We start from the raw sequence: 23,209 nt of genomic DNA, 5'->3' as shown, positions 1-23,209 counted from the left end.
CGAAGGATCGACGTGGAACTCCTGCGACTCGGCCCCACCGGCCACGAACGCCCCTACGTCCGTGAGGGCGGCGTCGTCTACGACCTCGCGCCCCTCACCACTGAGATCGACGGCGCCTTCCTCGCCGCTGACGGCATCGCTCGCGTGCGCGAAGCCCTCGGCCGCGGCGAGCTCCCCACCGCCGATGTCGACGGTCTGCGCATCGGCGCCCCGGTCGCCCGCCCGACCGCGGTGGTCTGCATCGGCCAGAACTACGCTGCCCACGCGGCCGAGTCCGGATCGGAGCCGCCCGAGCATCCGGTGATCTTCTTCAAGCACCCGAACACGGTCGTCGGGCCGAACGACGTCGTGCTGCTGCCACCCGGTGCCGAGAAGGTCGACTGGGAGGTCGAGCTGGCGATCGTGATCGGCAAGACGGCGCGCTACCTGTCGTCGCCGGAGGCCGCACGCGACGTCATCGCCGGCTACACGATCTCGAACGACGTCTCCGAGCGCGCGTACCAGCTCGACGTATCGGGCGGACAGTGGTCGAAGGGCAAGTGTTCCGAGACGTTCAACCCGCTCGGCCCCGCGCTCGTGCCTGCGGACGAGGTCGACCCGCAGACGCTGCGGCTGCGGTCCTTCGTGAACGGCGAGCCGCGGCAGGACTCCTCGACTGCCGACATGATCTTCTCCGTGCTGCAGATCGTGCACGAGCTGAGCCACTACTTGGTGCTCGAGCCCGGCGACGTGATCAACACCGGCACCCCGCAGGGCGTCGCGCTGTCGGGCCGGTTCCCGTACCTGCAGGACGGCGATGAGATGACCATCGAGATCGAGGGGCTGGGACGCCAGCACCAGCGCACCGAGCGGGTGCACCTGCGCTGACCTGCGTCATCCACCCGGCGGCCTGTGTCCGGGGCACGGTTCCTTTCGCTGAGTGCACCGTGCCTCGGGCAGAGGTCGTCGGGTAGCCGTCTTCCGCTGTCTAGGAGGGGCTTGATCGGATGCGGTGCGAGAGGATGGTCTCGTGACGAGAGAACATTCGATGATGACACGGACGCTCGGACAGTTCTTCATCGGCGGTCTGGCACTCTTCGTGGTCGCCGAGTTCGTCATGCTCGTCATTCCCACAATGTTGGAGTACGACGGAGGGACGAGTCTGATCGGGCTGGCGCTGACGGGCGTACTGTTCGCGGTGCCATCGATGCTCGCGGCGATGATCCTCGGACTCCCGCTGCGGCTCGTGCCCGCGCTCCGCTCTCGCTGGCTCGACCACGGGGAGTTCTCGGTCATTGGCGCGCTACTGGGCTTGATCGGATGCGCAATCGCCGCACCCCTGACCGTGATCGACGACGTGACGGGACGTTGGTCGGGTCCCGGCCTGTGGGCGCTGGTCGCAGCGTGGGCGCTGTTCTCGTTCTCGGTCGCGCACTTCGTCTGGCCTTCGCGGTCGCCCAGAGTGGCCGACGCGCGCGTGTGAGAACCGGCACGACCGTCTGCGATCGCACGCCGTTCCGCGACGTGCGGGTGTTCAGCCGGCGAAAGCCGTGACGGGGACGCCGTGCGGGCCCGGCCGCACGGCGAACAGCGAACCAGCCTCAGAGCGGTGGTCGGTGGGCAATCCCTGGGCCGAGGTCGTGATGTACAGCGTGCCTAGGTCGTCGTCGCCGAACGTACAGGCGCTCACCTGCGGCACCGGCAGTTCGATGGTCGCGACGAGAGTACCGGATGCGTCGTAGCCATGCACTGCGCTGCCACCCCACAGCGCCACCCACACGCTGCCGTCGGCGGCCACCGTGAGCCCGTCCGGCGAACCCTGCTCCTCGGGGATCACGACGAACGCTCGGCGTCCGCGAAGATCGCCCTCGCTCACATCGAACACGTCGATGCGGTGGGTCGCGGTGTCGACGTAGTAGGCGCGGCGGCCGTCGGGCCAGAAGCCGATGCCGTTCGAGATCGTCGCGCGGGGCAGCACGGTCGTGACGCTCAGATCGGCACCGACCCGCAGCACGGTTCCGGCGTCCCGGGCCGCGTCGTAGGCCATGGAACCTGCGAGCAGCCGCCCGCGAGGATCGCAGCATCCGTCGTTCATGCGCACCTGCGGATCAGTGCCCAGCGAGGCCACGGCCCGCACCTCGCCGTCGACATCGTCGGCCAGATACAGGGTGCGGGCGCCGACGGCCACGAGCCCGCCACCGGAGCGGGGGCGGGCGAAGGCCAGGTACTCATCGTCGATGTGCTGACGGGTCACACCGTCGGGGCGCAGTGTGAGCAGGTCGCCGGCCTCCCCGTCGACCCAGCGCAGCCCGCCCCAGCCCGGCCACCAGACGGGCGCTTCGGCGTGGTGAGCGATCGGACCCGTGACGTTCTCGGGGGTCATGCGTCCTCTTCCGAGTGTGAGGGGGTGGAGTCGAGCGACACGGAGCCGGTTCCGCGACTGCGCGCCACGTACACCGTGTTCGACGACATCCCGCCGGTGACGGTGTTCTCGAAGTCGACGACGTGAGCAACCGCGTCATCGAACTCGGCGTCCAGCTCGACCATGAAGTCGTCGTCGGGCGGATCATCCGACCACAGGGCGAAGATGCCCTCGGCAGCGAGATGACGGTCGAGCGCGCGCAGGCCGGCGGCGTCGTACAGGTCGGCGTGCGTGGGGTCGAGCTGGTGGCGCGGAGAGTGGTCGACATCGAGGAGGATCGCCGAGTACCCGTCGCGGCCCTCGACGGGTGCGGACCGCATCACGGCGAAGAAGTCGTCTTCGACCAGAGTCGTGCGCGCGTCGTCGACGAGTTCGGCCGACACCGGGAGCAGCGTGCGCTCGTGCCACCCGATCACGGCGCTCAGGCGGTCGATCACCGTGAGCGATGTCACACGTGCGTCCCGCAGCGCCGCGACAGCGGTGTAGCCGAGCCCGAGCCCGCCGACCAGGACCGAGAGGCCGTCGCCGGCGACCGCAGCCAGGCCCAGGTTCGCGAGCTCTTCCTCCGCTACGGTGAACAGGCTCGACATCAGGTACTCGTCGCCGAGCTTGACCTCGTAGATCTCCTGTCCCACCGCCGGCTCCGTACGCCTGCGCAGTGTGAGATCGCCGATCGGGGTGGTCTGCCCGTCGAGCTCTTCGAATCGAGTGATCACTGCGGCATGCCTCCGTCGTCGTTCGTCCGGATGGACAGGGTGCGGGGCGCGGGTGTGGTCGCGCGTCAGGACTGCTCGTCGCGGCGGGGCAGCTTGATCCGCTCGGGCTCCGGGGTGGAGGTCGCGGGGGCGGCGGACTCCGGGGCGGTGGGTGCAGGGGATGCCGGGGGCGAGACCGGAGCCGGCAGCTCCCGGGCCACCTGCTTCTCGAGTACCGTGACCGCATCGTCGGAGAGCAGGATGAGCCCATCGAGCTCTTCGCGCACACGCTTGTACGCGACGTTGCGCTCGGCCTGCGTCGCCGATTCGTCCACCGCGACCTTCAGGAGCTGCTGTGCGCGTTCGAGTCTCTTGCGCTCCGGCTCGGTGAAGGTGGAGTCGCGCAGACGCCGGGCATCCTTCTCGGCGATCTCGAACGCGACCGCGTAGTCGCCGACGGCCTGCAGGTACTCGGTGACCTGCTGCTCGGACACCTTGGCGTCGGCAGAGGAGGGACGCAACGCATCCGCCGTCTTCTTCGCGCGCAGGAACGCGGCGGTCAGGGGCTGGCGCCCGTCGCTCATGGCGGGGAAGGCGATGAGCTTCGCGACGTCGAGTTCGTAGTCGAGCCAGCGGGCGGTGATCTCATCGTGCTCGGTGAAAAGGCGTGCGACCAGATCGTTCGGCGCGACGGATGCCGTGGTGTCGACGACCGAGGGTCCGCGTTTCGCCTGCCGGGTCAGCGCGCGCGCCTCGATCTCGGCGGTCTTCAGCTGCGCCTTGACCTTGAGCGTCTCGAGGCGTCGCTCGTGACGGCGCTTGGAGCCCCGCTCCCACGCCTTCGCGGCCCCGCCGGCCATTCCCATGATCGGGAAGATGAGCCACCAGAAGTTGCCCGCCCACTGGAAGAACTCTTGCATGATGCGTTCAGCCTACTTCTCGGCGGGCTCCCCGAGAGGGCGGCGGTACCGTTTACGCATGTGGGATGACGACGCGGACCGGTATGCCGTCGTGGTCGCTGCCGAAATCGCGCTCCTCTCCTCGGAGGTACGGACCGACGCAGACCGGGTACAGGCCCTGCTCGCCCCCGATTTCGCGGAGATCGGGGCATCGGGGCGGCGATGGCTGCGGACGGAAACCGTCGTCGAGCTTTCGAACGAGGACAGCAGGGCCGTGCCCGAGACCGCGGATTGGCTCTTCAACGAGCTGTCCCCCGGCATCGTCCTCGTGAACTATCGTCTGATCGCCGAGGGGCGGGAGAGCCGGCGGTCATCGATCTGGCAGCTGTCCGATTCCGGGCCCGTTCTGCGCTTTCATCAGGGGACGGTCATCCCCGGGTGACGGGTCAGCTCTTCGTGAGGTCCTGCGCGAACATCACCAGGATCCCGCTCGGGCCTCGGAGGTACGTGAGCTTGTACACGTCCTGGTAGTTCGCGACGCCGCGGAGCGGGTGGTAGCCGTGGCGGGCGGCGATCGCGAGCGACTCGTCGATGTCGTCGACCGAGAAGGCGATCCGGTGCATGCCGATCTCGTTCGGCAGGGTCGGTTCGGTCTCGATCGCGTCGGGGTGGATGTACTCGAACAGCTCGATCTGGCCGCGTCCGTCCGGAGTCTGCAGTACCGCGATCTTGGCGTGGTTGCCGTCGAGTCCGACCGCGGTCGCCGCCCACTCTCCGCTGACCTCGTCGCGGCCGAGCACCGTGAGGCCCAGGTCGGTGAAGAAGGAGATGGTGGCTTCCAGATCGCGGACGGCGATGCCGACGTTCTCGAGTGTGATGGGCATGGGTGGGATGCTACTCGCGATCGACCCTCGCGTCAGGGCTACCGTCCGAGCTTCTCGGCGCAGGAGACGCAGTACTCCGCGAAGGGGCGGGCTTCGAGGCGGCCGGCCGGGATCGGTCTTCCGCAGTTCGCGCAGAGGCCGTAGGTGCCGGCATCCAGCCGCGCCAGCGCCTCGTCGACCTGGTGCAGCTCGGATGCTGCTGCCTCGGCGAGCCCGGTCAGGCGAGACCACTCCGACGACAGGGTGACGCCCTCGGGGTCGTGCTCGTCGTCGTCGTTCGAGCCCGCACGGTCGTGGGTGAGTTCATCGAGGGTCGCCGCCATCGCCTGCACCCGCGCCTCGGCCTGGGCGCGCAGCGCGAGCAGTCGTTCCCGGGCGTCGGCGGTCATGCGCCCACTCTAGGCATGGCCTCTGACGTCGGGGTCGTGCTCCGTGCGGCGCACTGTGTCGGGGCTCCCTGTCGGGCGGAGAACTCCGTGTCGGGCGGAAGCTTCGCCCCGAACCCTCCTCCCAACACGGAGAACGCCGCCGGGCGAGGTGTCTCCGACTCCCGATCAGGCGGATGTCTCCCGCGTCGGCACCGAGTCGGTCGTGGTCGGAACGGCCACGGCCTTCATGCCGGGGTGGTCGCGTTCGAGCGCCGCTCCCTCCATGTCGACGTTCGGCAGGATGCGGTCGAGCCAGCGCGGCAGCCACCAGGCCGATCGTCCGAGCAGGTGCATGAGCGCGGGCATCAACAGCATGCGCACCACGAACGCGTCGAGCAGCACGCCGAACGCGAGACCGAAGCCGATGGAGCGGATGATCGTCGACTCCGAGAAGATGAACCCGCCGAACACCGACACCATGATGAGGGCGGCGGCGATCACGACCGAGCGGCCGGCGCGGAAGCCCTGGGCGACGGCATCCCGCGCCGAGGCGCCGTGCACGTACGCCTCGCGCATGCCGGAGGCGAGGAACAGCTGGTAGTCCATCGCGAGTCCGAACAGGATGCCGACGAGGATCACGGGAAGGAAGCTGAGGATCGGCCCGGTGCTGTGCAGTCCGATGATCTCGGCGCCCCAGCCGAACTGGAACACCGCCACGATGAGGCCGTACGTCGCGAAGAGCGACAGCACGAACCCGCCGGTCGCGATGATGGGCACGAGCAGCGATCGGAACACCACGATCATGATGAGCAGCGAGAGCCCGACCACGACCACGAGGTAGAGCGGCAGGACTCCAGCCAGCGCCTCGGAGATGTCGATGTTGATCGCGGCCTGTCCGGCGACGCCCAGAGTGATGCCGTCGCCGATCGCGGGCATCGAGCGCAGGTCCTGCACGAGCTTCTCGGTCGAGGCGCTGTTCGGCCCCTCCTTCGGCACGACCTGGAACGCGAGCAGCGTGTTGTCGTCGGACGTCGCGATCGGCGCCACGGCCACCACGTCGTCCTGGTCGGCGATGGCCTGGGCGATCGTGACCTGCGTGGAGAGCAGGTCGTCGTCGCTGACGGCATCGTCGAGGGTCGCGGTGACCAGCAGGGGTCCGTTCGCGCCCTCGCCGAACTGCTCGTCGACGGTCTGGAACGCGCGGTAGCTGGTCGAGTCGCTCGGTTCGCTCGATCCGTCGGGCAGCCCGAGGCGCATCGACATGGCGGGGATGGCGATGATCAGCAGGGCGACCACGCTCACGAGCGCGGTGACGACGGCGCGGAGGGTCGACATGCGCTTCACGGGCTTGCCTGCCGCGTGCTCCTGGCCGATCGTTCCCCGCGCTCGTCGGCTGAGCAGGCGCGTGCCGACGAGGCCGAGGATGGCGGGGGCGAGGGTGATCGCGACGAGCACGGCCACCGCGACGCAGACCGCACCGACCGTGCCCATGAGGCCGAGGAAGGGCACGCCGGTCACGTTGAGGGCGAGCAGTGCGACGATCACGGTCGTGCCGGCGAACACGACGGCCGTGCCGGAGGTGCCCGTGGCGAGGCCGATGGATTCACGCACCGGCACCCCGGCGAGCAGCTGTTTGCGGTGTCGGTTGACGATGAACAGCGAGTAGTCGATGCCGACCGCGAGCCCGAGCATCACACCCAGCACCGGGGTCACCGAGGCCATGTTCACCACGCCGGAGAAGGCGAGGGATGCCGTGACGCCGACGCCCACACCCACGATGGCGGTGACGATCGGGAGGGCGGCGGCGATGAGGGAGCCGAGCATCACGATGAGGACGATCGCCGCGAATGCGAGGCCGACCGCCTCGCCGATGCCGAAGATCTCCGGGACGCCCTGTGCGATGTCGGTGCCGAAGTCGACCTCGACACCGTCGACGGGGGAGGATGCGAAGTGGTCGATCGCGCCCTGCTTCACCTCTTCGGAGAGTTCGAGGCGGGGGTCGACGAACGAGATGTTGACGATGGCGGTCGATCCGTCTTCGGAGACCACGCCGATGCCGTCGGCCAGATCGAGGAGGGTCGAGCCCAGCTCCACCTGATCGGCGTTGTCGTCGAGGGTGATGCGCGACTGGTCGAGCTCGGCGTTCTGGGCCGCGACCTGCGCCAGCTGGGCGTTCACCGCGGCGATCTGCGCGTCGAGGGCGGCGAGCTGTGCGGACCCGGCACCGGACTGCTCGGCCTGGGTGCGGGCCGCCATGAGCTGTGTGAGCCCGGCTTCGAGCTGCGCGCGTCCGTCGTCGAGCTGGGTCTGGGCGGCATCCAGCTGCGCGCGGCCGTCGGTGATCTGGGTCTGGCCGTCGGTGAGCTGCTGCGCCTGCTCGTCCTGCTGCTTCTGCGCGTCGAACGGATCGATCACCCCGGCGACGCCGTCGAGATCCTCGGCGCTCGCGGCGAGGTCGGAGATCTCCTTCTTCTGGTCGTCGGTGAACGGAGACCCATCTTCGGTCCGGTAGACCACCGTGCCGGTGCCGCCGGCCGTGTCGGGCAGCTTGTCGGCGAGCTCGTCGGTGACCGCGCCCGAGGCGGTGCCGGGGATGTCGAAGCTGTTGCTCAGCGTGCCGCCGAGGGTCAGGAAGGCTCCCACGCCGATACCGAGGATCAGGACCCACGAGACGATCACCGTCCACGCCTTGCGTGCAGCGAACGAACCCAGACGGTACAGCAGTGATGCCACAGTGGTCTCCTTCAGACTCGAAGATCATACGGCACGTCTCGTCTAGAGATCTGTGGCTATCCTGAATCCATGGTCAACGAGCACCGGAGCGGGCCCGTGCGCAGCACGGCGGCGCGCGAGGCGATCCTCGATGCGACCTCCCGACTGTTCCATGCGCAGGGGTACGACCGGCTCACGATCGAGGGCATCGCGAAGGAAGCCGGGGTCGGCAAACAGACGATCTACCGCTGGTGGCCGTCGCGCGGCGCGCTGATCGCCGACTGTCTCGTGGACGGACGTCTCATCCCGGTGGACTTCGTCGTGCCCGACACGGGCGACCTGTTCGCCGACGTCGAGACGTGGTTGCAGTCGGTCTTCACGATCCTCGCGAGCACGCAGGGTCAGGCCCTGCTGCAGTCGCTGGTCGCGGCTGCCGCCGAAGATGCTGCGGTCGGTGCGCACCTCGGTGGAAGCCTGGGGGTCGAGCAGCACCTGTCTGAGCGCTTGAGGGGCGGGATCCGCGACGGTCAGCTGCCGGAGGATGCACCGATCGCGCAGATCGGTCGGGCGATCCTCGGCGCGATCATCGTGGAGTCGCTCGGACGGGAGAGCCACGGACCCGACGGGATCATCGAGCTGACGAGGTACCTCTTCACACGCTGAGCGGCAGGTGCTGTCCCGTGTCTCAGCCGAGGAGCAGGGTCAGCACGGTCGCGCCGCCACCGCCGAGGATGAGCGCGATGATGACGGTCCAGGCGACGATGCGGATGCGCCGGTTGCGCTTCTCGCCGAGGTCGCCGTAGTCCTCGTCGTTCGGGTTCTGGCGGCTGACCTCGCTCATGCGCTGACCTGCTCCGTGACGGTCGGGCCGAAGTACGACGGGAGGGTGGCCTGCGAGCGCTCACGCAGCTCGGCGGCCGACACGGTGAAGACGCCCTGCACCTCGAGCTTCGCGCCCTCGCTGTCGGTCACGCCGATGCGCATCACCGGGTAGTCGCGTCCTTCGCAGAGGCCACGGAACTTCACGTCATCCTCACGGGGCACGGTCACGATCACGCGGCCGGTCGACTCGGAGAACAGGGCGGTTGCGGCGTCCACTCCGTCGCGCTCGATGATCTCGTTCAACCAGACGCGAGCTCCGACGCCGAAGCGCATGACGCCCTCGGCGAGCGCCTGCGCGAGGCCTCCCTCGGAGAGGTCGTGCGCCGAGGAGATCAGCCATTCGTCGCGGGCTGCCGACAGCAGACCGGCGAGGCGCTTCTCGCCCGCGAGGTCGACCTTCGGGGGCAGACCGCCCAGGTGCTGGTGCACGACCTCTGCCCATGCCGAGCCGGAGAGCTCGGTCGAGGTGGTGCCGAGCAGGTAGATGTTCTGGCCCTCGTCCTGCCATCCGGAGGGGATGCGGCGCGAGACGTCGTCGATGATGCCGAGCACGCCGACCAGTGGGGTCGGGTGGATCGGCACGTCGCCGGTCTGGTTGTAGAACGAGACGTTGCCGCCGGTGACCGGGGTGCCCAGCTCGTAGCAGCCGTCGGCCAGGCCGTCGACCGTCTGGCCGAACTGCCACATGACCTCGGGGTTCTCGGGAGAGCCGAAGTTCAGGCAGTCGGTGATCGCGGTCGGCACGGCGCCGGTGACGGCGACGTTGCGGTACGCCTCGGCCAGGGCCAGCTGTGCGCCCGCGTACGGGTCGAGCTGGCAGTAGCGGCCGTTGGCATCGGTCGAGACCGCGAAGCCGAGACCCGATTCCTCGTCGACGCGGATCATGCCGGCGTCGTCGGGGAACGAGAGGGCCGTGTTGCCGAGCACGTAGTAGTCGTACTGGTTGGTGATCCAGCTCGTGTCTGCGAGGTTCGGCGAGGCGACGAGGTTCAGGAACTGTTCGCGCAGCGTCTCCGGGTCGGTCGCGCGGGGCAGGTTCTCGGCGGCATCCGCCTGGAGGGCGTCGATCCACGTCGGGTAGGCGACCGGGCGGTCGTAGACGGGGCCGTCGACCGCGACCGTCGAGGGGTCGACGTCGACGATGCGCTCGCCCTGCCAGTCGATGATGAGGCGTCCGTCACCGGTGACCTCGCCGAGCACGGAGGTCTCGACCTCCCACTTGTTCACGACCTCGAGGAAGGCATCGAGCTTCTCGGGCGCGACGATCGCCATCATGCGCTCCTGCGACTCCGACATGAGGATCTCCTCGGCCGTGAGCGTGGGGTCGCGCAGCAGCACGTTGTCGAGCGAGACCTTCATGCCGCTGTTGCCGTTGGCCGCGAGCTCGCTGGTCGCGCACGAGATGCCGGCGGCACCGAGGTCCTGGATCGCTTCGACGAGCTCGCCGCGGTACAGCTCGAGGCAGCACTCGATGAGCACCTTCTCGGCGAACGGGTCGCCCACCTGCACCGCGGGGCGCTTGGTCGGGCCGGTCGAGTCGAAGGAGTCGGACGCGAGGATGCTCGCGCCGCCGATGCCGTCGCCACCCGTGCGCGCACCGAACAGGACGACCTTGTTGCCGACGCCGGTCGCGTTCGCGAGCTTGAGGTCTTCATGACGCAGCACGCCCACCGCGAGGGCGTTCACGAGCGGGTTGGCCTGGTAGACGGCGTCGAAGACCGTCTCGCCGCCGATGTTCGGGAGTCCCAGGCAGTTGCCGTAGAAGCTGATGCCGCTGGTCACGCCGTGCACGACGCGGGCGGTGTCGGGGTGGTCGACTGCACCGAAGCGCAGGGCGTCCATGACCGCGACCGGGCGGGCGCCCATCGAGATGATGTCGCGGACGATGCCGCCGACGCCGGTCGCCGCACCCTGGAAGGGCTCGATGAACGACGGGTGGTTGTGCGACTCGGCCTTGAAGGTGACGGCCCAGCCCTCGCCGACGTCGACGACGCCCGCGTTCTGACCCATGCCCACCATCAGGCGTTCCTTCATCTCGTCGCTGACCTTCTGGCCGAAGCGGCGCAGGTAGTTCTTCGACGACTTGTAGGAGCAGTGCTCGCTCCACATGACGGAGTACATCGCCAGCTCGCCCGAGGTGGGGCGGCGTCCGAGGATCTCCTTGATGCGCGCGTACTCGTCGGGCTTGAGTCCGAGGGCCGCGTACGGCTGCTCCTTCTCGGGCGTCGCGATCGCGTTCTCGACGGAGTCGGGGACGTGCTGGTGGGAAGGTGCAGGGGCGGTGGTCACGCGCACTCCAAAGGAAGGGGCCGGCGGGGCAGGTCCAGTCTACCGGCGTGGGTGGGGCCGCTCTTCCGCGGGATGCGGAGTCAGAGTCGGTCGATGAGGACGGCGGCGCGTGCTGGAGTTGGCCGCGTCGGCGTGGTCGTCCGGCTTCGGCGTGCTCACCGACTGCTTCGGCGTGACCTGGGTGCTCGACGTCGCCGGTTGAGCCTCGGTTCCGGGCGCTCCCGGGGGTCGCGTGCACAACTCAGGAGAAGTTCTGCAGATTCGGTTCTGAGAGGGGATTCGAGCCATCTGCGGGGCGAGTCTCCGGAGTTGTTCACGCCCCGGCTGGTGCCCCGTCGGCTGGCCGTCTCTCGGCGGGGCCCGGAATCGCGTCACGGATGGAAACGCGAAATGCGACGGCGCAGCGGTGTCCGTAGATTGGTCGGAGCCGTTGCGAATGGAGTCCCCGTGTCCGAGATCCGCGTCCTGCACGCGTCCTGTATCGACGCCGTCGGCTGAGCCGGCGGGAACCCAGACCATGACCACGGACCGTTCCTCGCAACCGTCGCATCCCTTCGATGCGCGCACCCGTCTCTTCCTCGATCGGCCGCAGAGTCGCAAGTGGAGTCTGCATCCCGGTCGCATCGGGGCGTGGGTGGCGGAGATGGATTTCGGGGTCGCTCCCGAGATCGCCGAGGCACTGCATCGCGCGATCGACGACGAGAATCTCGGCTACCTCTCCCCTCCTCAGGCCGCGGAGCTGGGGGAGGCGACGGCCGAGTGGATGCAGGATGAGTACGGCTGGGCGGTCGACCCCGAGCGTGTGCATCCGGTCTCGGACGTGATGGCGGCGCTCGGTGTCGCGGTGCAGGAGTATGCGCCCGCGGGGTCGCCCGTGATCGTGCCGACTCCGGCGTACATGCCGTTCCTGACATACCTGCCGGCGATCGGGCATCCGGTGATCGAGGTCCCCGGCGTCGAGATCGACGGACGCTGGCAGCACGATCTGCAGCGCATCGACGAGGCGTTCGCTGCAGGGGCGCGGACGCTCGTGCTCTGCAATCCGCACAACCCGACCGGCACGATCGTCGGACGTGAGGAGCTGGAGGCGATCGCCGAGATCGTCGAGCGGCACGGCGGGCGGGTTTTCGCGGACGAGATCCACGCGCCGCTGCGTTACGACGGTGCGCCGTTCGTGCCCTACGCGTCGGTGTCGGCGGCGACGGCCGCGCACACGGTCACGGGGACGAGCGCGTCGAAGGCGTGGAACATCCCGGGGCTGAAGACCGCGCAGCTGATCACCTCGAACGATGCTGACCAGCAGCTGTACAAGCGGTTCGGGTTCGCGGTGCAGCATGGCGCGGCGACCCTCGGCGTGGTGGCCTCGACGGCGGCGTATCGGGCGGGAAAGCCGTGGCTGACGAAGGTGATCGCGTACCTCGACGGATCGCGGCACGAGCTCGCGCGGCTGGTGGACGAGCATCTTCCCGGGGCTGTGTATCGCGTGCCCGAGGCGACGTACATCGGGTGGATCGACACCTCCGCGCTGGGGATCCCTGGGCCGCCGGCCGAGTTCTTTCGTGAGCGGGCCGGGGTCGTGCTGACCGAGGGGCGGCTGCTCGGGCGTGGCGCCGAGGGTCATGTTCGGGTGGTCTTCGCGACACCGCGTCCGATCCTCGAAGAGGCGTTCGTGGCGATGGGTGATGCCGTGCGCCTGGCGGGTCTCACGGTCTGAGCCGGGGGTGCTCGGGCGGCGCCGTGGATGCTGTCAAGCCCCTCTGTCGTGTCGGTGGTCTCACGTAGAAAGGGATACGAGAGAAGGGATCCCGCCATGGCTGCAGGCGACATCGAGACGTTCCACCGCAACGGCATCTGGTTCAACCGCATCGAAGGGGAATCGCAGACGTTGGGGAGCAGTTTCGAGAGCCAAGCCGAGGCGGTCAAGGTCGGTCGCAGCGCGGCGGTCGCACGTCAGGTCGAGCACACGGTGCGGACGGAAGAGGGCCCGTCGGCCGACTCCTCCGCGTACGACCTGCACCCCCGCGAGCTGATCGGTCGATGACGGTGGTGTCGGACTCCGACCCTCCTGCCCGGTCTGCGCGTCGGATGCAGTTGCAGGTATGTGTCAACGGCGCCCGTGATGCGGTCGAGCACCCGTGGCTGAGCGCGGATGCCTCGGTCGTGGCCGACGACGCCGCGCGTGCGGTGGCTGCGGGAGCGCAGGAGGTGCACGTGCACCCGAAGGATGCGGCGGGTCGTGACAGTCTCACCGCCGACGATGTCGCGCGGTGGGTGCGGGCAGTGCGGACCGCGATTCCCGGTGTGCCGGTCGGCGTGACCACGGGGGCGTGGGCCGAGCCCGATGTCGCGCGTCGTCTCACCGCGATCGAGTCGTGGACGGAGCTGCCCGATCACGCATCGGTCAATTGGCACGAGGCCGGTGCCGACGATGTGGCCGCCCTGCTGCTGAAGCGTGGAGTCGCGGTCGAGGCCGGTCTGTGGGACGCGGCCGGTTTCGAGGTGTGGAAGCGTTCGCCGGTGAGAGGTGAGTGCCTACGGGTGCTGATCGAGCTTCCCGATGAACCGACCGAGCTGCTGCGCGACCACGCCGAGGGGATGATCGCGCACGTCGAGCTCGAAGAGCCCGACCTGCCGATCCTGCTCCACGGCGAAGAGGGCTCGACGTGGCCCGTGTTCGACCTCGCTGTCGAGCTCGGGCTGGCCTCGCGCATCGGATTGGAAGACACTCTGCTGCTCCCCGACGGTGCGCCCGCGCCCGGGAACGCCGCGCTGGTGCGGGCGGCCGTGGCGCGGATGCGGGGAGTCTGACCGGGCAGGTGCACGGGGTGCGGCATCCTGGGGCGATGTTCTCCGACTCGCTCGTACCCTTCATCCTCATGAACCTCGCGTACATCCTCATCGGGATCCTCGTCTCCTGGCTGGTGATCTATTCGGCCGTGCGCGCGGCGCTGACATCGCACCGTCAGGCGATGGCGAGAGACGGGCGGCCCGGTCAGGTGTGACCGGAGGGCGTCGAGCACCCCCACCTAGACTCGCGGCATGCCCCTCTCTGACTATGTCCGGTCGATCCGCGTGCGGATCGGTCACGACCTGTTGCTGCTGCCGGGCGTGACCGCGGTGATCCGCGAGGGCGATCGCTTCCTTCTCGCGCGCGCGGCGGGTTCGGAGCAATGGGGTCTGATCGGTGGTGGGGTCGAGCCGGGGGAGGATCCGGACGAGGCGATCGCCCGAGAGGTGCAGGAGGAGATCGGCGCCCGCATCCGCGTCACGGGGATCGTCGGCGCCTTCGGTGGCGAATCGCTCGTCGTGACGTATCCGAACGGGGATCGCGTGTCGTACGTGTCGACTGCGTTCGCGTGCGAACTGCTTGATCCGCCTGTGCCCGATCAAGACGAGGTCGTCGAGGTCGGATGGTTCACCCGCGCCGAAGTCGCAGAGCTGCCGCATCCGCTCTGGGTCGACCGGATGTTGGCCGGGGCCGACTAGGGCGTGCCGTCAGAAGCGGTCTGTCGGAAGCAGGTCCGCGAGACCTTCCCGTCCCGCGGCGGTGAGCCGCACCGCGCGGGTGCTGGATGGAACGTGTTCGATCCATGCCTTCTTCTTGAACGTCGCGAGGAGCATGTCTGCGGCGAGCCCGGCCAGGTGTTCGCGGCGTTCGGTCCAGTCGAGGCACGGACGGGTGAGAGTGCGCTTCGGATGCTTCGGCAGGTCGATACCGAGCGACGTCAGCCAGACTAGTCCCGGCGGGGTGAGTGAGAAATCTGACTCGATCAAGCCCTTCGCGTGCATACCGTCGGTGAGTGCGACGCCGAGTCTGCCCGCGAGGTGGCGGTAACAGGTACGAGCCTCCCTGATGGTGTGGTCGCGGTGTTGGGCGTCGAGTGACTGCTTGGCAGGCCGGACGCGACCGGAGAATGCTGCGAGCGACTCGATCAGTTCAGCGGCGGGGGTGCCGGCGAGCCGGAGGTAGCGGTGCCGTCCCTGCCGCATCTCCTCGACCAGCCCGGCGTCCAGCAGCCTGTCGGCGTGCTCGCTCGCTGACGACCGAGCGATGTCGGCGGTCTTGGACAGTTCAGTGAGCGTCCATGCCCTTCCATCGAGCATCAGGAGCAGCATCGACGCGCGGGCGTCGTTGGCGAAGACGGCGGCCGTCGCCGCCAGTTCCGGACTACTCGTTCCTTTCATCGCAAGAACTTTATCGCCGGCATTGTTCGGTCCAGCCCGAAACGTTCCCGCCACAGACTGGACCTCATGAACCCGACTCTGGCAATCGAACCCTCCGTGTTCTACTTCGGGACTCCCGTCGCCCTGCTCAGCACGCTGATGCCGGGAGACGAAGTAGCGAACATCACTCCCATCTCCTCGGCCTGGGCTCTGGATGACACCTATGTCTTGGGGTTGAGCAATTCGGGCCGGGCGATGCGCAATCTCCGCGAGAACGGTGAGCTGGTCATCAACCTGCCCGACGCCGCGCTGTGGGAGTCGATCGAGAGGATCGCCGACACCACCGGGGTTGCTGACGTCCCGCGCCACAAGCGGGAGAAGTACAGGTATGAGCCGGACAAGTGGACGCTCGGCAGATTCACTCCACGGCCGAGCGGGGTGGTTCTGCCCCCGCGGATCGCCGAATGCCCCGTTCAGATGGAGGCCCGGGTCACGAACATGACGCCGTTGGGTGAGGACGGAGACGCCACCATCGTCCACGCGAAGGTCCTGCGCACGCACGTGCATCAGGCGCTGACGGTGCCGGGAACCTCGCACATCGACCTGGACGCCTGGAACCCGGTGTATTACACGTTCCGGCACTACTTCTCGCAAGGCGAGAGGGTCGGGGTCAGCTTTCGCGCGGAACAGTGAATCGTTCGGTCCGGAATGTGCGACAGGTCGCGCGGATGGCCCGAGGCCCGATTCAACGTCTGCCGCCCCAGCCCGACCAGTCGGGCCGGTCGACGATGCAGAAGCGGTTGCCTTCGGGATCTTCCATGATCACGTAGTCGGCGTCGGCCGGGCGGCCGTCCCAGTGCACCTCGCGTGCGCCCAGGTCGAGGAGCCGTCGCACTTCGGCGCTCTGGTCCTCCGCGTAGATGTCGAGGTGGATGCGCGGAGGCAGTATGCGCTCGGAGTGGTGGGCGTCGAGGGCGATGCAGGGAGCGTCGGCGTCGCGCGGCTTCAACACCACCCAGTCGTCGTCCGCCGGATCACGTTCGACGTAGTCCAGGGCTGCCTTCCAAAACGCGGACTGCGCAGGGAGGTCGTTCACGCGGATCACGACCGACACGAGCTTCAGCATGGAGCGAGTGTATGACCGCTGGAGGGTTGTTCCGCCCAGTGATCGATAGGCGAGATGTCACACCGCAGGCCGCGACCAGCTGCCGGACGCCACCTCTCGAGTGTGACGAGATGGCGCCCGACGTCTTGGGCGAGTGTCACACACGCCTGTCTCGTGAATGTGAGGACCGCTCGCTGCTCAGGGCGACAAGCAAGAGCGAGGACGCGACGATTGCTGTCGTTGCCATGACCGCGCTCCACGATCCGCTGATGGTGACAGCAGGCGATCCGTTCACATCTACGTACCCTTCGAAGCGGGCGATCCAGGGGACCATAATCGTGATGCTGTTCGCGAATGCGTAGCTTGCGAACGACAACCCGGCGACGACCACAAGCCCGATGGAGGTGCAGAGGGAGCACGCCATCACGAAGATGCGGTCACCCGTGAAGAGCCGCTTGGGAGACATCAGGAAACCCTCATTACTGTCGCGCTACCGCACGCACCTGGCGGTGAAGCCGTTTCGGGTGGAGAGCTCGGGGTACTTTCCCTGGGCGCGACAGGTGTTCCACCAACTGATGACAATCCAGGTGGCGACTCCAAGGGCTGCTGCTGCGACCACGATCGCTGCCGCCGCTGTGATGACGATGACGACGACAGGAAGCGGATCGGCGACGATTGGATACGAGATGCCGCTCAGGCTCTTGTGTGCGACGGTCTGGGTCAGGACGTTCCCTTGAACGGAGTAATGAGTCGGGAGGCTCCTTCCGCTCGAGTCGCGAGCCCAGGCTGGTTCGAAGATGACGACTGCCTCTCCGGTCGAGTCGACGATCTGGGCGCCGCCATCGGCAGTCTCCTCCAGGCGGTTCTCGGGTGGCATTGTGAGCCCGTAGTCAAAGCGTTCGGGTGCTGCGTCGTTCGCGATGACAGTGAGGAGCTGAGCCCCGCCGTCTACGGGGATGACGGCATTCGCACTATCCATCGTGGAGGGATAGGCCACTCCACCTTTCGGAAGGTCCTCGCCGGCGATGGCTGCGTCCGCGTGCGGGAGGTCGATGCCAAGAACGAAGCTCCCTGTCGAAATCTGTACGCCATCTGCGGCGTCGTTCGAAACCTCGACACTGACGCCGACCTGAGCTGTCTTGCCATCTTGCCCATCTTTGATCTCAGAAGGAGCGAAGTCGCGGACCAGGCCGCCTTCCATGTGCTCCAGAGCAGCGGCGATCTCGTGCCCTGCTGTCGTCTGGTCTCCATCTTGCGCGGAATCCGCCCACGATGCTGTGGCGGGAAGGGCGATAGCTCCGAGGGCTAATGCAGATGCGGTCACTGCGGATATGAAAAGCCGTTTGCGCTCGTGGGGCCGCATGCGTGTAGTGCGGAAACTCGGGCCCATGGGGTCCTCCTGACTTCTATGTCGACGACTTGAAGCTGATACAAGCACACATATGAGGACGATAGTGATATATTCGTCGACGTACTCGTAGGTGAAGTTGCGAGTCAAAGCTGATCGTGAGGCGAGTGCCGCGTGGACATGCGAAACGCCCCCGCCGTTCGGGTCGGCGGGGGGGGGCGTCGGCTTCGCGGCGGGGCTTACTGCACCGACCATCCGCCGTCCGAGGCGAGGATGGCGCCGTTGATGTTCACGGCGTCGTCCGACAGCAGGAACGTGATGGATGCCGCCAGGTGCTCGGCTGTCGCCACGGTCGGGATGGCCTGCTGGAACGGGGCGAGGCGGCCCGAGCCGTATTCGGACATGTGCGGGGGCATCGGGATGCCGGTGGCGACGCCGCCCGGGGCGACGGAGTTCACGCGGATGCCCTTCGGCCCGTACATGAAGGCCGCCGACTTGGTGACGCCGATGATGCCGTGCTTGCTGGCCGTGTAGGCGTTGCCCGAGGCGTTGCCGCGCAGGCCCGCCTCGCTCGAGACGTTGAGGATCGCGCCGCGTCCGGCCGCCTCCATGACGGGGATGACCGCGCGCATGAGCTTGAACGGAGCGGTCAGGTTGATCGCGATGACGCGGTCCCAGACGGCATCCGGGGTCTCGCCCGCGGGGGAGAAGTCATCGTTGATGCCGGCGACGTTCGCGAGGCCGTCGATGCGGTCGCCCGCGGCGGCGAGGACGGCGTCGATCGCATCCTGCTTCGTGAGGTCGCCCGCGACCGTGACGATGTCCGCATCCGGAAGCTCGGACTTCAGGGCGTCGAGCTTCTCGGCGGCGATGTCGCTGGCGATCACGCGTCCGCCTTCCCGGGCGATGCGGGAGGCGGTGGCCTTGCCGATACCGGAGGCGGCGCCCGTCACGATCACGGTCTTGCCGGCGAAGCGGCCGGACGTGGGCTTCTCGGTCCAACCCTCGGAGGCGTCGTCTTCGGGGATCTCGCCGCCGTTGGCCGCGCGCACGAGGTCGTCCACGACCGACTGGGGAAGCTGGCCCTGGCTCATCGCGACGAGCTGCTGCAGGGGGAGTCCGAGCACGGGGGTGAGCAGCTCGGGGTCGGCGCCCGTCTTCTCGAAGAGTCCGCGGATGAGAGGTCCGCCGGTCGGGTCGTTCATCCAGTCGCCGATGGTGGAGTGTGCGGTGAGGGCCATGCTCTTTCTCCTTGTTCGGGTCCCGTGCAGGTTTCGCAACGGTGCGTCTACTTATGTTCCAGTGTACGCCTGGGTACGCTCGAAAGGTGCCCCGTCCTCGAAGTGAGAAAGCCCGCCAGTCCGTGCTGGACGCGATGCGGCGCGCGCTCGCCGCAGACGGATACGACGCCGTGACGATCGAGGGCCTCGCCGCCAAGGCGGAGGTGTCGAAGCAGACGATCTACCGGTGGTGGCCGTCGAAGGCTGCGATCCTCGGAGAGGCGCTGCTCGAGGGGACGCTGCCGGGAGCCGAGGTGTCGGTGCCGATGACGGCAGACCTCGGAGCGGATCTGCGGGCGTGGTTCTCGGCGATGAGTGCCGGACTGGCTCGCCCCGAGGGCGTGGCGCTGGCGCGGGCGCTGATCGAGGTGACCGCGGCCGATCCCGAGCTGGGGTTGGTGTTGAACGAGCGGCTGGCGGCGCCGATCCGTGAGTGGGTGGCCGAACGTGTGTCGCGCGGGCGTGCCGACGGGGACGTGCGGGCGGACGTGGATGCGGCCGCGATCGCGGATCAGTTCATCGCGATGGCGTCGTATTCTGCGCTGATCGGGCAGCCGTTGAGTACGGAACGCGTGGAGGAGACGGTGGTGCGGTTGCTGCGGGGGATTGCGGCGTAACTAGTCCGTGGCCGGGGTGAACCGAAGCACGTTGGTCTCACGCCTGCGGAACCCGACGGACTCGTAGAGCCGCAGTGCGGATTCTCGGGATGGGCGGGATGTGAGATCGAGCGTCCGCAGTCCTCGCTCTTGCGCGAGCTGGGTCATGCGCTCCAGGAGGAGTCGCGCGATGCCGCGACCGCGTGCCGCCTCGTCGACCACGACGTCTTCGACGTGCCCGCGGAGCCCGGTCAGGGAAGGTGCCGTCACGAGAATGGCGGTGCCGACGACGCGTCCCGAGTCCCGCGCCACCAGGAGCTCCGTTGCTTCGTGTGCGATGACCGCCTCGGTTCGAGCGCGATCGAATGCTGCGGATGAGGAGAGCTGGACCAGGAGCGACGCAATCGCTTCGGCGTCGGGGTCCGTGAGTTCGCGCAGCGATTCGATGGTCAGGGGCGGCTCGTCCATCTCGGTACCGTAGCCCGATTCGGGGTGGATTGCCGCGCCGCGAACGGTGTGCTGACAGGCGATGGCCCCGCCACCCTGACTGGTAGCGAGGCCGAATGAGCAGAGCTGTAGGCTCTTGGTCACTCTTTTCGGAACAGAATGCTCCCGAACCCGACGAGCATGAGACACGCGCCAAGCAGACCAGTCAGGGCAGCAGGTGCGAGGTTTCCCGTCGTGTGCTCCGCGTCTGAGATGTAGCCCTCGGCAATCGCCATGACAATGGCGAGGACGATGACGGCGGCACCGACGAATCCCATGCTGACCATTGCTCGTCTCGTCTGCGGCTTCACAATCGCTCCTCCGGGCAGTAACTCACTCTGTCGGAGGAACAGCTTCTGTGTTGCTTCGCGCAGCTCGCCACCGATTCATCATGTGGGCGTACCACGTGGCGGCAAGGAGTCCCGTGGCAACGAAGAGCCAGGAGCCGATCTCGGGGAAGCGGACGGACAGTATCGTGGACGCCACGATCAGCAACCCCATCGCGACTGTCATCGTCAGCTGGTGGCCGGGTTCCGTGATCACGCCGAACCAGGTTCGAGGTTCGTTCCTCATCTACAGGTCCTCCGCTGTAGGTGTCGACCCACCGCGCTGGCCGCGGAGGCTGCTGTGAACGGCATGATGCTGATCGCAGCGAGGGCGACTAATGCGCTGGTTCGATGATGCCTCACGATGGCTCCTCCTGGACGTCAGAATTGACCCCCGCCTGTCCCATACAAGGCCACATAAGAAGACAAGAGCAATATATTCGAGGTGTTGCTTTCGGCTCGATGTGCCGTGAGCCGGCCCGATCTTCGCAGTCGCACGCACGCACTGGCTCACCTTCGAAGCCCTCAAGAAGACGGAGGGGCGCAGGCTAGGTCGACGCCGAGGCGATGTCGTCAGCGTGCTGGGCATACGACAGCCGCTCGCGTTCTGTCGGGGCGGCGCGTGCGGCATCGCGAAACGCTGAGCTCGCTTCTTCGACGCGCTTGAGGCGCTGCAGGAGATCTCCCCGCACTGCTGAGTAGAGGTGGTGTCCTCCCAGCGAGCTCTCGAGCGCCTCCGCCAGCGCGAGGGCTTCGTGCGGTCGTCCCGCGTTCGCGACGGCGACCGCACGGTTCAGGCGAACGAACGGCGATGCATCCACCTGCTCCAGCACCCCGTAGATGTCGGCGATGCGGGCGTGGTCGATCTCCATCCCCGGGGCGGGGCGGACGTACTCGGCCGCGACGGTGGCGCGGATGAGGTGCCGCCCGCCATGGATGCCCGCCCGTGCTGCCTTCTCGACGGCGTCGTCGAGAAGTCGCAGCCCCTCCTCGATCTCGGAGATATCCCACAGTCCACGGTCCTGTTCGTCGAACGGCACGGACAACCCGTCGGCGGTCGTGCGTGCCGCGCGGCGGGAGTGCTGAAGAAGAAGGAGGGAGAGCAGCCCCGTGAACTCGAGTCGAGCCGGGGAATCCGAGGGGAGCAGCTGTCGGCACAGCCGAGCAAGCCGGATGGCCTCGGCGCCGGGATCGGGCTGGAGCGTCGGATCGGAGTAGCCGATGGTGAACAGGGCGGACAGGACCTCGCAGACGCTCGCGCTCCGACTGTCGAGCTGCGCGGCGTCCGGAACGCGGTACGGGATGTTCGCGTGCGCGATCTTGGCCCGCGCCCGCACGAGTCTCTTCTCCATCGTCGCGGGGGCGACGGCGAAGATCCCGGCGAGCTGTTCGATCGGCACGTTCAAGACGGTGCGGAGCGTCAGCGCCGCGCGGGCTTCCAGGGGCAACGCGGGGTGGCAGGCGGTGAAGATCAGCTTCAGCCGCTCGTCCCCATGTGGGAATGCGTCGTCGGCCTCGTGGGCGTCGGTGCCATCGTGCGGCTCGTGCTCCAGGCGGGCCGCCGCCCGGCGCTCGGCGTCCGCATGTCGGACGAGGTCGATCGCGCGGCGGCGGGCGACGGTCGTGACCCAGGCGGCGGGGTTCGCCGGAACCCCGTCGCCTGGCCACCGCTCGACGGCTCGAGCCAGTGCGTCTTGCACGGCGTCTTCGGCGAGAGTCCAGTCGTGGACTGTGCCGATCACGCTCGCGACCACGCGGCCGTACTCGATGGATGCCACGTGCCGAACGGCGGCCATGGCATCCGTGAGTGCGCCCGGCGGCTCTTCCGGTGTGGTCACATCGTCGACCCGAGCGGCCACACGGGGCGTACTTCCACCAGGCCGAACCGGGCCATCGGGTGCGCGGCGGCGATCTCGATCGCGGCGTCGAGGTCGTCGGCGTCGATCACGTCGAACCCGGCGATCCATTCGCGGCTCTCAGTGAACGGTCCGTCGGCCACGATCCGCTCGCCGGCTCGGACGCGCACGGTCGTGGCGTCTTCGACAGGCCGCAGACGGTCGCCCAAGACGTAGGAGCCGCTGTCCTGCAGCGACGCCACCCACTCCCCGGCGTTGTCCTCGGCCTCGACATAGGGCTCAGCGGTCGGGTCGGTGCAGATGAAAAGTACGTAGCGCATATGTGTTCTCCTCAAGGTCTTTCTACATCCACTTACCCAGACGACGGATGACCACCAGCCCGCAGGACACAGATCCGGAAAATGATGGACCGCGCCGAAGTCGCTGTACTCCGACCGGGTGCGCCTCAGAAGTCCCCTTCGGCCACCTGGAAGCAGACCAGTCCGCGAGACCGCCACATCTCGACCACGCTGCGGCGGTCGTCGACCACACCGATCACGGTGAAGTGCGGTTCGATTCGGGCGTCGTAGATCTCGGCCTTGACGATGTCGTCGGCGCGCTGGTCGCCGGTGCGGCGGAGCAGGAGGCGGTCGAACGGGATCTCGTTGAACGTCAGCCAGGCCTCGGTGGCGCGACGGGCGGTCTCGTCGCGGCCTGAGACCACGATGAGTGCGTCGACGTCGGGGTGGGCGGCGAAAGCCTGTGCTGCGACGACGACCGGATGGTTCGGAGTGTCGATCGACACCTTGCGCATGTCGTACGGCGAGCGGTCGCCGATGAGGGCGAGGGTGCCGTCGACGTCGAAGATCCAGGCGCGCGGGCGATCGGTGGGCATGGTGCGAGGGTAGTGGGGTTGTTCGGTGGTGAGAAGGCGGGTCT

30 protein-coding genes are annotated in these 23,209 nt (G+C 67.9%); 12 read left to right on the top strand and 18 right to left on the bottom strand.

The features are described 5' to 3' along the window. Window positions 1-12: 12 nt before the first annotated feature. Both GZ64_RS0106745 and GZ64_RS0106740 read left to right on the top strand, forming a co-directional pair. Window positions 13-867, top strand: coding sequence for a fumarylacetoacetate hydrolase family protein (locus GZ64_RS0106745; RefSeq protein ID WP_029265584.1), 855 nt, complete (start codon window positions 13-15; stop codon window positions 865-867). Between the two features lie 142 nt (window positions 868-1,009). Continuing rightward, complete coding sequence (locus tag GZ64_RS0106740) at window positions 1,010-1,462, top strand: hypothetical protein (protein WP_136025428.1); 453 nt, start codon at window positions 1,010-1,012, stop codon at window positions 1,460-1,462. A gap of 51 nt (window positions 1,463-1,513) precedes the next feature. Here the strand turns inward: GZ64_RS0106740 and GZ64_RS0106735 are convergent, their stop codons facing one another. The 3 genes from GZ64_RS0106735 to GZ64_RS0106725 form a co-directional block, all read right to left on the bottom strand. Further along, window positions 1,514-2,362: an SMP-30/gluconolactonase/LRE family protein gene (locus tag GZ64_RS0106735; RefSeq protein WP_029265582.1), complete on the bottom strand. Its 849-nt coding sequence runs from the start codon at window positions 2,360-2,362 to the stop codon at window positions 1,514-1,516. After that, window positions 2,359-3,117: a spermidine synthase gene (locus tag GZ64_RS0106730; protein ID WP_029265581.1), complete on the bottom strand. Its 759-nt coding sequence runs from the start codon at window positions 3,115-3,117 to the stop codon at window positions 2,359-2,361. The genes GZ64_RS0106735 and GZ64_RS0106730 overlap by 4 nt, the downstream gene beginning before the upstream one ends. Window positions 3,118-3,182: 65 nt before the next feature. Further along, window positions 3,183-4,016, bottom strand: a complete 834-nt coding sequence (locus GZ64_RS0106725) for a hypothetical protein (RefSeq protein WP_029265580.1) — start codon at window positions 4,014-4,016, stop codon at window positions 3,183-3,185. A gap of 58 nt (window positions 4,017-4,074) precedes the next feature. On the opposite strand from GZ64_RS0106725, the gene GZ64_RS0106720 reads away from it, so the two are divergent. Then, window positions 4,075-4,437, top strand: coding sequence for a nuclear transport factor 2 family protein (locus GZ64_RS0106720; RefSeq protein WP_021200244.1), 363 nt, complete (start codon window positions 4,075-4,077; stop codon window positions 4,435-4,437). 4 nt (window positions 4,438-4,441) lie between these two features. Here GZ64_RS0106720 and GZ64_RS0106715 read toward each other — a convergent pair whose 3' ends face one another. The 3 genes from GZ64_RS0106715 to GZ64_RS0106705 form a co-directional block, all read right to left on the bottom strand. Beyond that, window positions 4,442-4,879 (bottom strand): VOC family protein, encoded by a 438-nt coding sequence (locus GZ64_RS0106715; protein WP_029263104.1) that lies wholly within the window; start codon window positions 4,877-4,879, stop codon window positions 4,442-4,444. Between the two features lie 38 nt (window positions 4,880-4,917). Continuing rightward, window positions 4,918-5,268: a TraR/DksA family transcriptional regulator gene (locus GZ64_RS0106710; protein WP_029265579.1), complete on the bottom strand. Its 351-nt coding sequence runs from the start codon at window positions 5,266-5,268 to the stop codon at window positions 4,918-4,920. A gap of 165 nt (window positions 5,269-5,433) precedes the next feature. Then, window positions 5,434-7,980 carry an MMPL family transporter gene (locus GZ64_RS0106705; RefSeq protein ID WP_029265578.1) on the bottom strand — a complete coding sequence of 849 codons (2,547 nt, stop codon included), beginning with the start codon at window positions 7,978-7,980 and terminating at the stop codon, window positions 5,434-5,436. Between the two features lie 69 nt (window positions 7,981-8,049). Between GZ64_RS0106705 and GZ64_RS0106700 the strand changes: the two genes are divergently transcribed. Beyond that, window positions 8,050-8,622 carry a TetR/AcrR family transcriptional regulator gene (locus tag GZ64_RS0106700; RefSeq protein WP_029259409.1) on the top strand — a complete coding sequence of 191 codons (573 nt, stop codon included), beginning with the start codon at window positions 8,050-8,052 and terminating at the stop codon, window positions 8,620-8,622. A 22-nt stretch (window positions 8,623-8,644) separates the two neighbouring features. On the opposite strand, the gene GZ64_RS20010 is transcribed toward GZ64_RS0106700, so the two are convergent. Together GZ64_RS20010 and purL are read right to left on the bottom strand one after the other, a co-directional pair. Continuing rightward, a complete protein-coding gene (locus GZ64_RS20010) occupies window positions 8,645-8,800 on the bottom strand; it encodes a hypothetical protein (protein WP_021200249.1) in 156 nt (51 codons plus the stop codon). After that, window positions 8,797-11,130 (bottom strand): phosphoribosylformylglycinamidine synthase subunit PurL, encoded by a 2,334-nt coding sequence (purL, locus tag GZ64_RS19005; RefSeq protein ID WP_021200250.1) that lies wholly within the window; start codon window positions 11,128-11,130, stop codon window positions 8,797-8,799. Before purL ends, GZ64_RS20010 begins: the two co-directional genes overlap by 4 nt. Before the next feature lie 517 nt (window positions 11,131-11,647). Here purL and GZ64_RS0106680 point away from each other — a divergent pair. The 5 genes from GZ64_RS0106680 (at window position 11,648) to GZ64_RS0106660 (ending at window position 14,616) form a co-directional block, all read left to right on the top strand. Beyond that, the gene (locus GZ64_RS0106680) at window positions 11,648-12,844 is read left to right on the top strand and encodes a MalY/PatB family protein (protein WP_029265577.1); all 1,197 of its coding nucleotides are present in this window, start codon (window positions 11,648-11,650) and stop codon (window positions 12,842-12,844) included. 96 nt (window positions 12,845-12,940) lie between these two features. Continuing rightward, a complete protein-coding gene (locus GZ64_RS0106675) occupies window positions 12,941-13,171 on the top strand; it encodes a DUF2188 domain-containing protein (RefSeq protein ID WP_029265576.1) in 231 nt (76 codons plus the stop codon). Continuing rightward, a complete protein-coding gene (locus GZ64_RS0106670; RefSeq protein WP_231479837.1) occupies window positions 13,168-13,938 on the top strand; it encodes a 3-keto-5-aminohexanoate cleavage protein in 771 nt (256 codons plus the stop codon). Before GZ64_RS0106675 ends, GZ64_RS0106670 begins: the two co-directional genes overlap by 4 nt. Before the next feature lie 35 nt (window positions 13,939-13,973). Next, on the top strand, window positions 13,974-14,132 hold the full coding sequence (locus GZ64_RS19840) for a hypothetical protein (RefSeq protein ID WP_021200255.1): 159 nt from the start codon (window positions 13,974-13,976) through the stop codon (window positions 14,130-14,132). A gap of 37 nt (window positions 14,133-14,169) precedes the next feature. After that, window positions 14,170-14,616, top strand: a complete 447-nt coding sequence (locus GZ64_RS0106660; protein ID WP_029265575.1) for an NUDIX domain-containing protein — start codon at window positions 14,170-14,172, stop codon at window positions 14,614-14,616. A 9-nt stretch (window positions 14,617-14,625) separates the two neighbouring features. Here GZ64_RS0106660 and GZ64_RS0106655 read toward each other — a convergent pair whose 3' ends face one another. Next, window positions 14,626-15,369, bottom strand: a complete 744-nt coding sequence (locus GZ64_RS0106655) for an ArsR/SmtB family transcription factor (RefSeq protein ID WP_197020509.1) — start codon at window positions 15,367-15,369, stop codon at window positions 14,626-14,628. Between the two features lie 12 nt (window positions 15,370-15,381). On the opposite strand from GZ64_RS0106655, the gene GZ64_RS0106650 reads away from it, so the two are divergent. Further along, a complete protein-coding gene (locus GZ64_RS0106650; RefSeq protein WP_029265573.1) occupies window positions 15,382-15,987 on the top strand; it encodes a flavin reductase family protein in 606 nt (201 codons plus the stop codon). A gap of 52 nt (window positions 15,988-16,039) precedes the next feature. Here the strand turns inward: GZ64_RS0106650 and GZ64_RS0106645 are convergent, their stop codons facing one another. From GZ64_RS0106645 to GZ64_RS0106630, 4 genes are all read right to left on the bottom strand, one after another. Further along, window positions 16,040-16,420 carry a VOC family protein gene (locus GZ64_RS0106645; RefSeq protein WP_021200259.1) on the bottom strand — a complete coding sequence of 127 codons (381 nt, stop codon included), beginning with the start codon at window positions 16,418-16,420 and terminating at the stop codon, window positions 16,040-16,042. Between the two features lie 136 nt (window positions 16,421-16,556). Beyond that, the gene (locus GZ64_RS20005) at window positions 16,557-16,865 is read right to left on the bottom strand and encodes a hypothetical protein (RefSeq protein ID WP_029265572.1); all 309 of its coding nucleotides are present in this window, start codon (window positions 16,863-16,865) and stop codon (window positions 16,557-16,559) included. 24 nt (window positions 16,866-16,889) lie between these two features. After that, window positions 16,890-17,723 (bottom strand): hypothetical protein, encoded by an 834-nt coding sequence (locus tag GZ64_RS0106635; RefSeq protein ID WP_136025427.1) that lies wholly within the window; start codon window positions 17,721-17,723, stop codon window positions 16,890-16,892. A gap of 263 nt (window positions 17,724-17,986) precedes the next feature. Continuing rightward, on the bottom strand, window positions 17,987-18,988 hold the full coding sequence (locus GZ64_RS0106630; RefSeq protein ID WP_021200262.1) for an SDR family NAD(P)-dependent oxidoreductase: 1,002 nt from the start codon (window positions 18,986-18,988) through the stop codon (window positions 17,987-17,989). An 86-nt stretch (window positions 18,989-19,074) separates the two neighbouring features. Between GZ64_RS0106630 and GZ64_RS19000 the strand changes: the two genes are divergently transcribed. Then, window positions 19,075-19,644, top strand: coding sequence for a TetR/AcrR family transcriptional regulator (locus GZ64_RS19000; RefSeq protein ID WP_231479836.1), 570 nt, complete (start codon window positions 19,075-19,077; stop codon window positions 19,642-19,644). Here the strand turns inward: GZ64_RS19000 and GZ64_RS0106620 are convergent, their stop codons facing one another. Together GZ64_RS0106620 and GZ64_RS0106615 are read right to left on the bottom strand one after the other, a co-directional pair. Further along, window positions 19,645-20,091, bottom strand: a complete 447-nt coding sequence (locus tag GZ64_RS0106620) for a GNAT family N-acetyltransferase (RefSeq protein WP_029265569.1) — start codon at window positions 20,089-20,091, stop codon at window positions 19,645-19,647. 119 nt (window positions 20,092-20,210) lie between these two features. Continuing rightward, window positions 20,211-20,420, bottom strand: coding sequence for a hypothetical protein (locus GZ64_RS0106615; protein ID WP_136025382.1), 210 nt, complete (start codon window positions 20,418-20,420; stop codon window positions 20,211-20,213). A 113-nt stretch (window positions 20,421-20,533) separates the two neighbouring features. Here GZ64_RS0106615 and GZ64_RS19835 point away from each other — a divergent pair, with 113 nt between their 5' ends. Beyond that, window positions 20,534-20,740: a hypothetical protein gene (locus tag GZ64_RS19835; RefSeq protein WP_136025383.1), complete on the top strand. Its 207-nt coding sequence runs from the start codon at window positions 20,534-20,536 to the stop codon at window positions 20,738-20,740. Between the two features lie 243 nt (window positions 20,741-20,983). Here the strand turns inward: GZ64_RS19835 and GZ64_RS0106605 are convergent, their stop codons facing one another. From GZ64_RS0106605 to GZ64_RS0106595, 3 genes are all read right to left on the bottom strand, one after another. Then, window positions 20,984-22,273 (bottom strand): RNA polymerase sigma factor, encoded by a 1,290-nt coding sequence (locus tag GZ64_RS0106605; protein WP_136025384.1) that lies wholly within the window; start codon window positions 22,271-22,273, stop codon window positions 20,984-20,986. Then, entirely contained in the window at window positions 22,270-22,611 is a 342-nt protein-coding gene (locus GZ64_RS0106600; RefSeq protein ID WP_017202934.1) for a YciI family protein, read from the bottom strand. Before GZ64_RS0106600 ends, GZ64_RS0106605 begins: the two co-directional genes overlap by 4 nt. Window positions 22,612-22,736: 125 nt before the next feature. Next, window positions 22,737-23,165: a phosphatase domain-containing protein gene (locus GZ64_RS0106595; protein ID WP_029265565.1), complete on the bottom strand. Its 429-nt coding sequence runs from the start codon at window positions 23,163-23,165 to the stop codon at window positions 22,737-22,739. Between the last annotated feature and the right edge of the window lie 44 nt (window positions 23,166-23,209).

The organism is Microbacterium sp. Cr-K32, from assembly GCF_000708345.1.
Classification (GTDB): Bacteria; Actinomycetota; Actinomycetes; order Actinomycetales; family Microbacteriaceae; genus Microbacterium; species Microbacterium maritypicum_A.
Note: the sequence above shows the minus strand (reverse complement) of the source record. Positions and strands in the feature narration are given on the sequence as shown.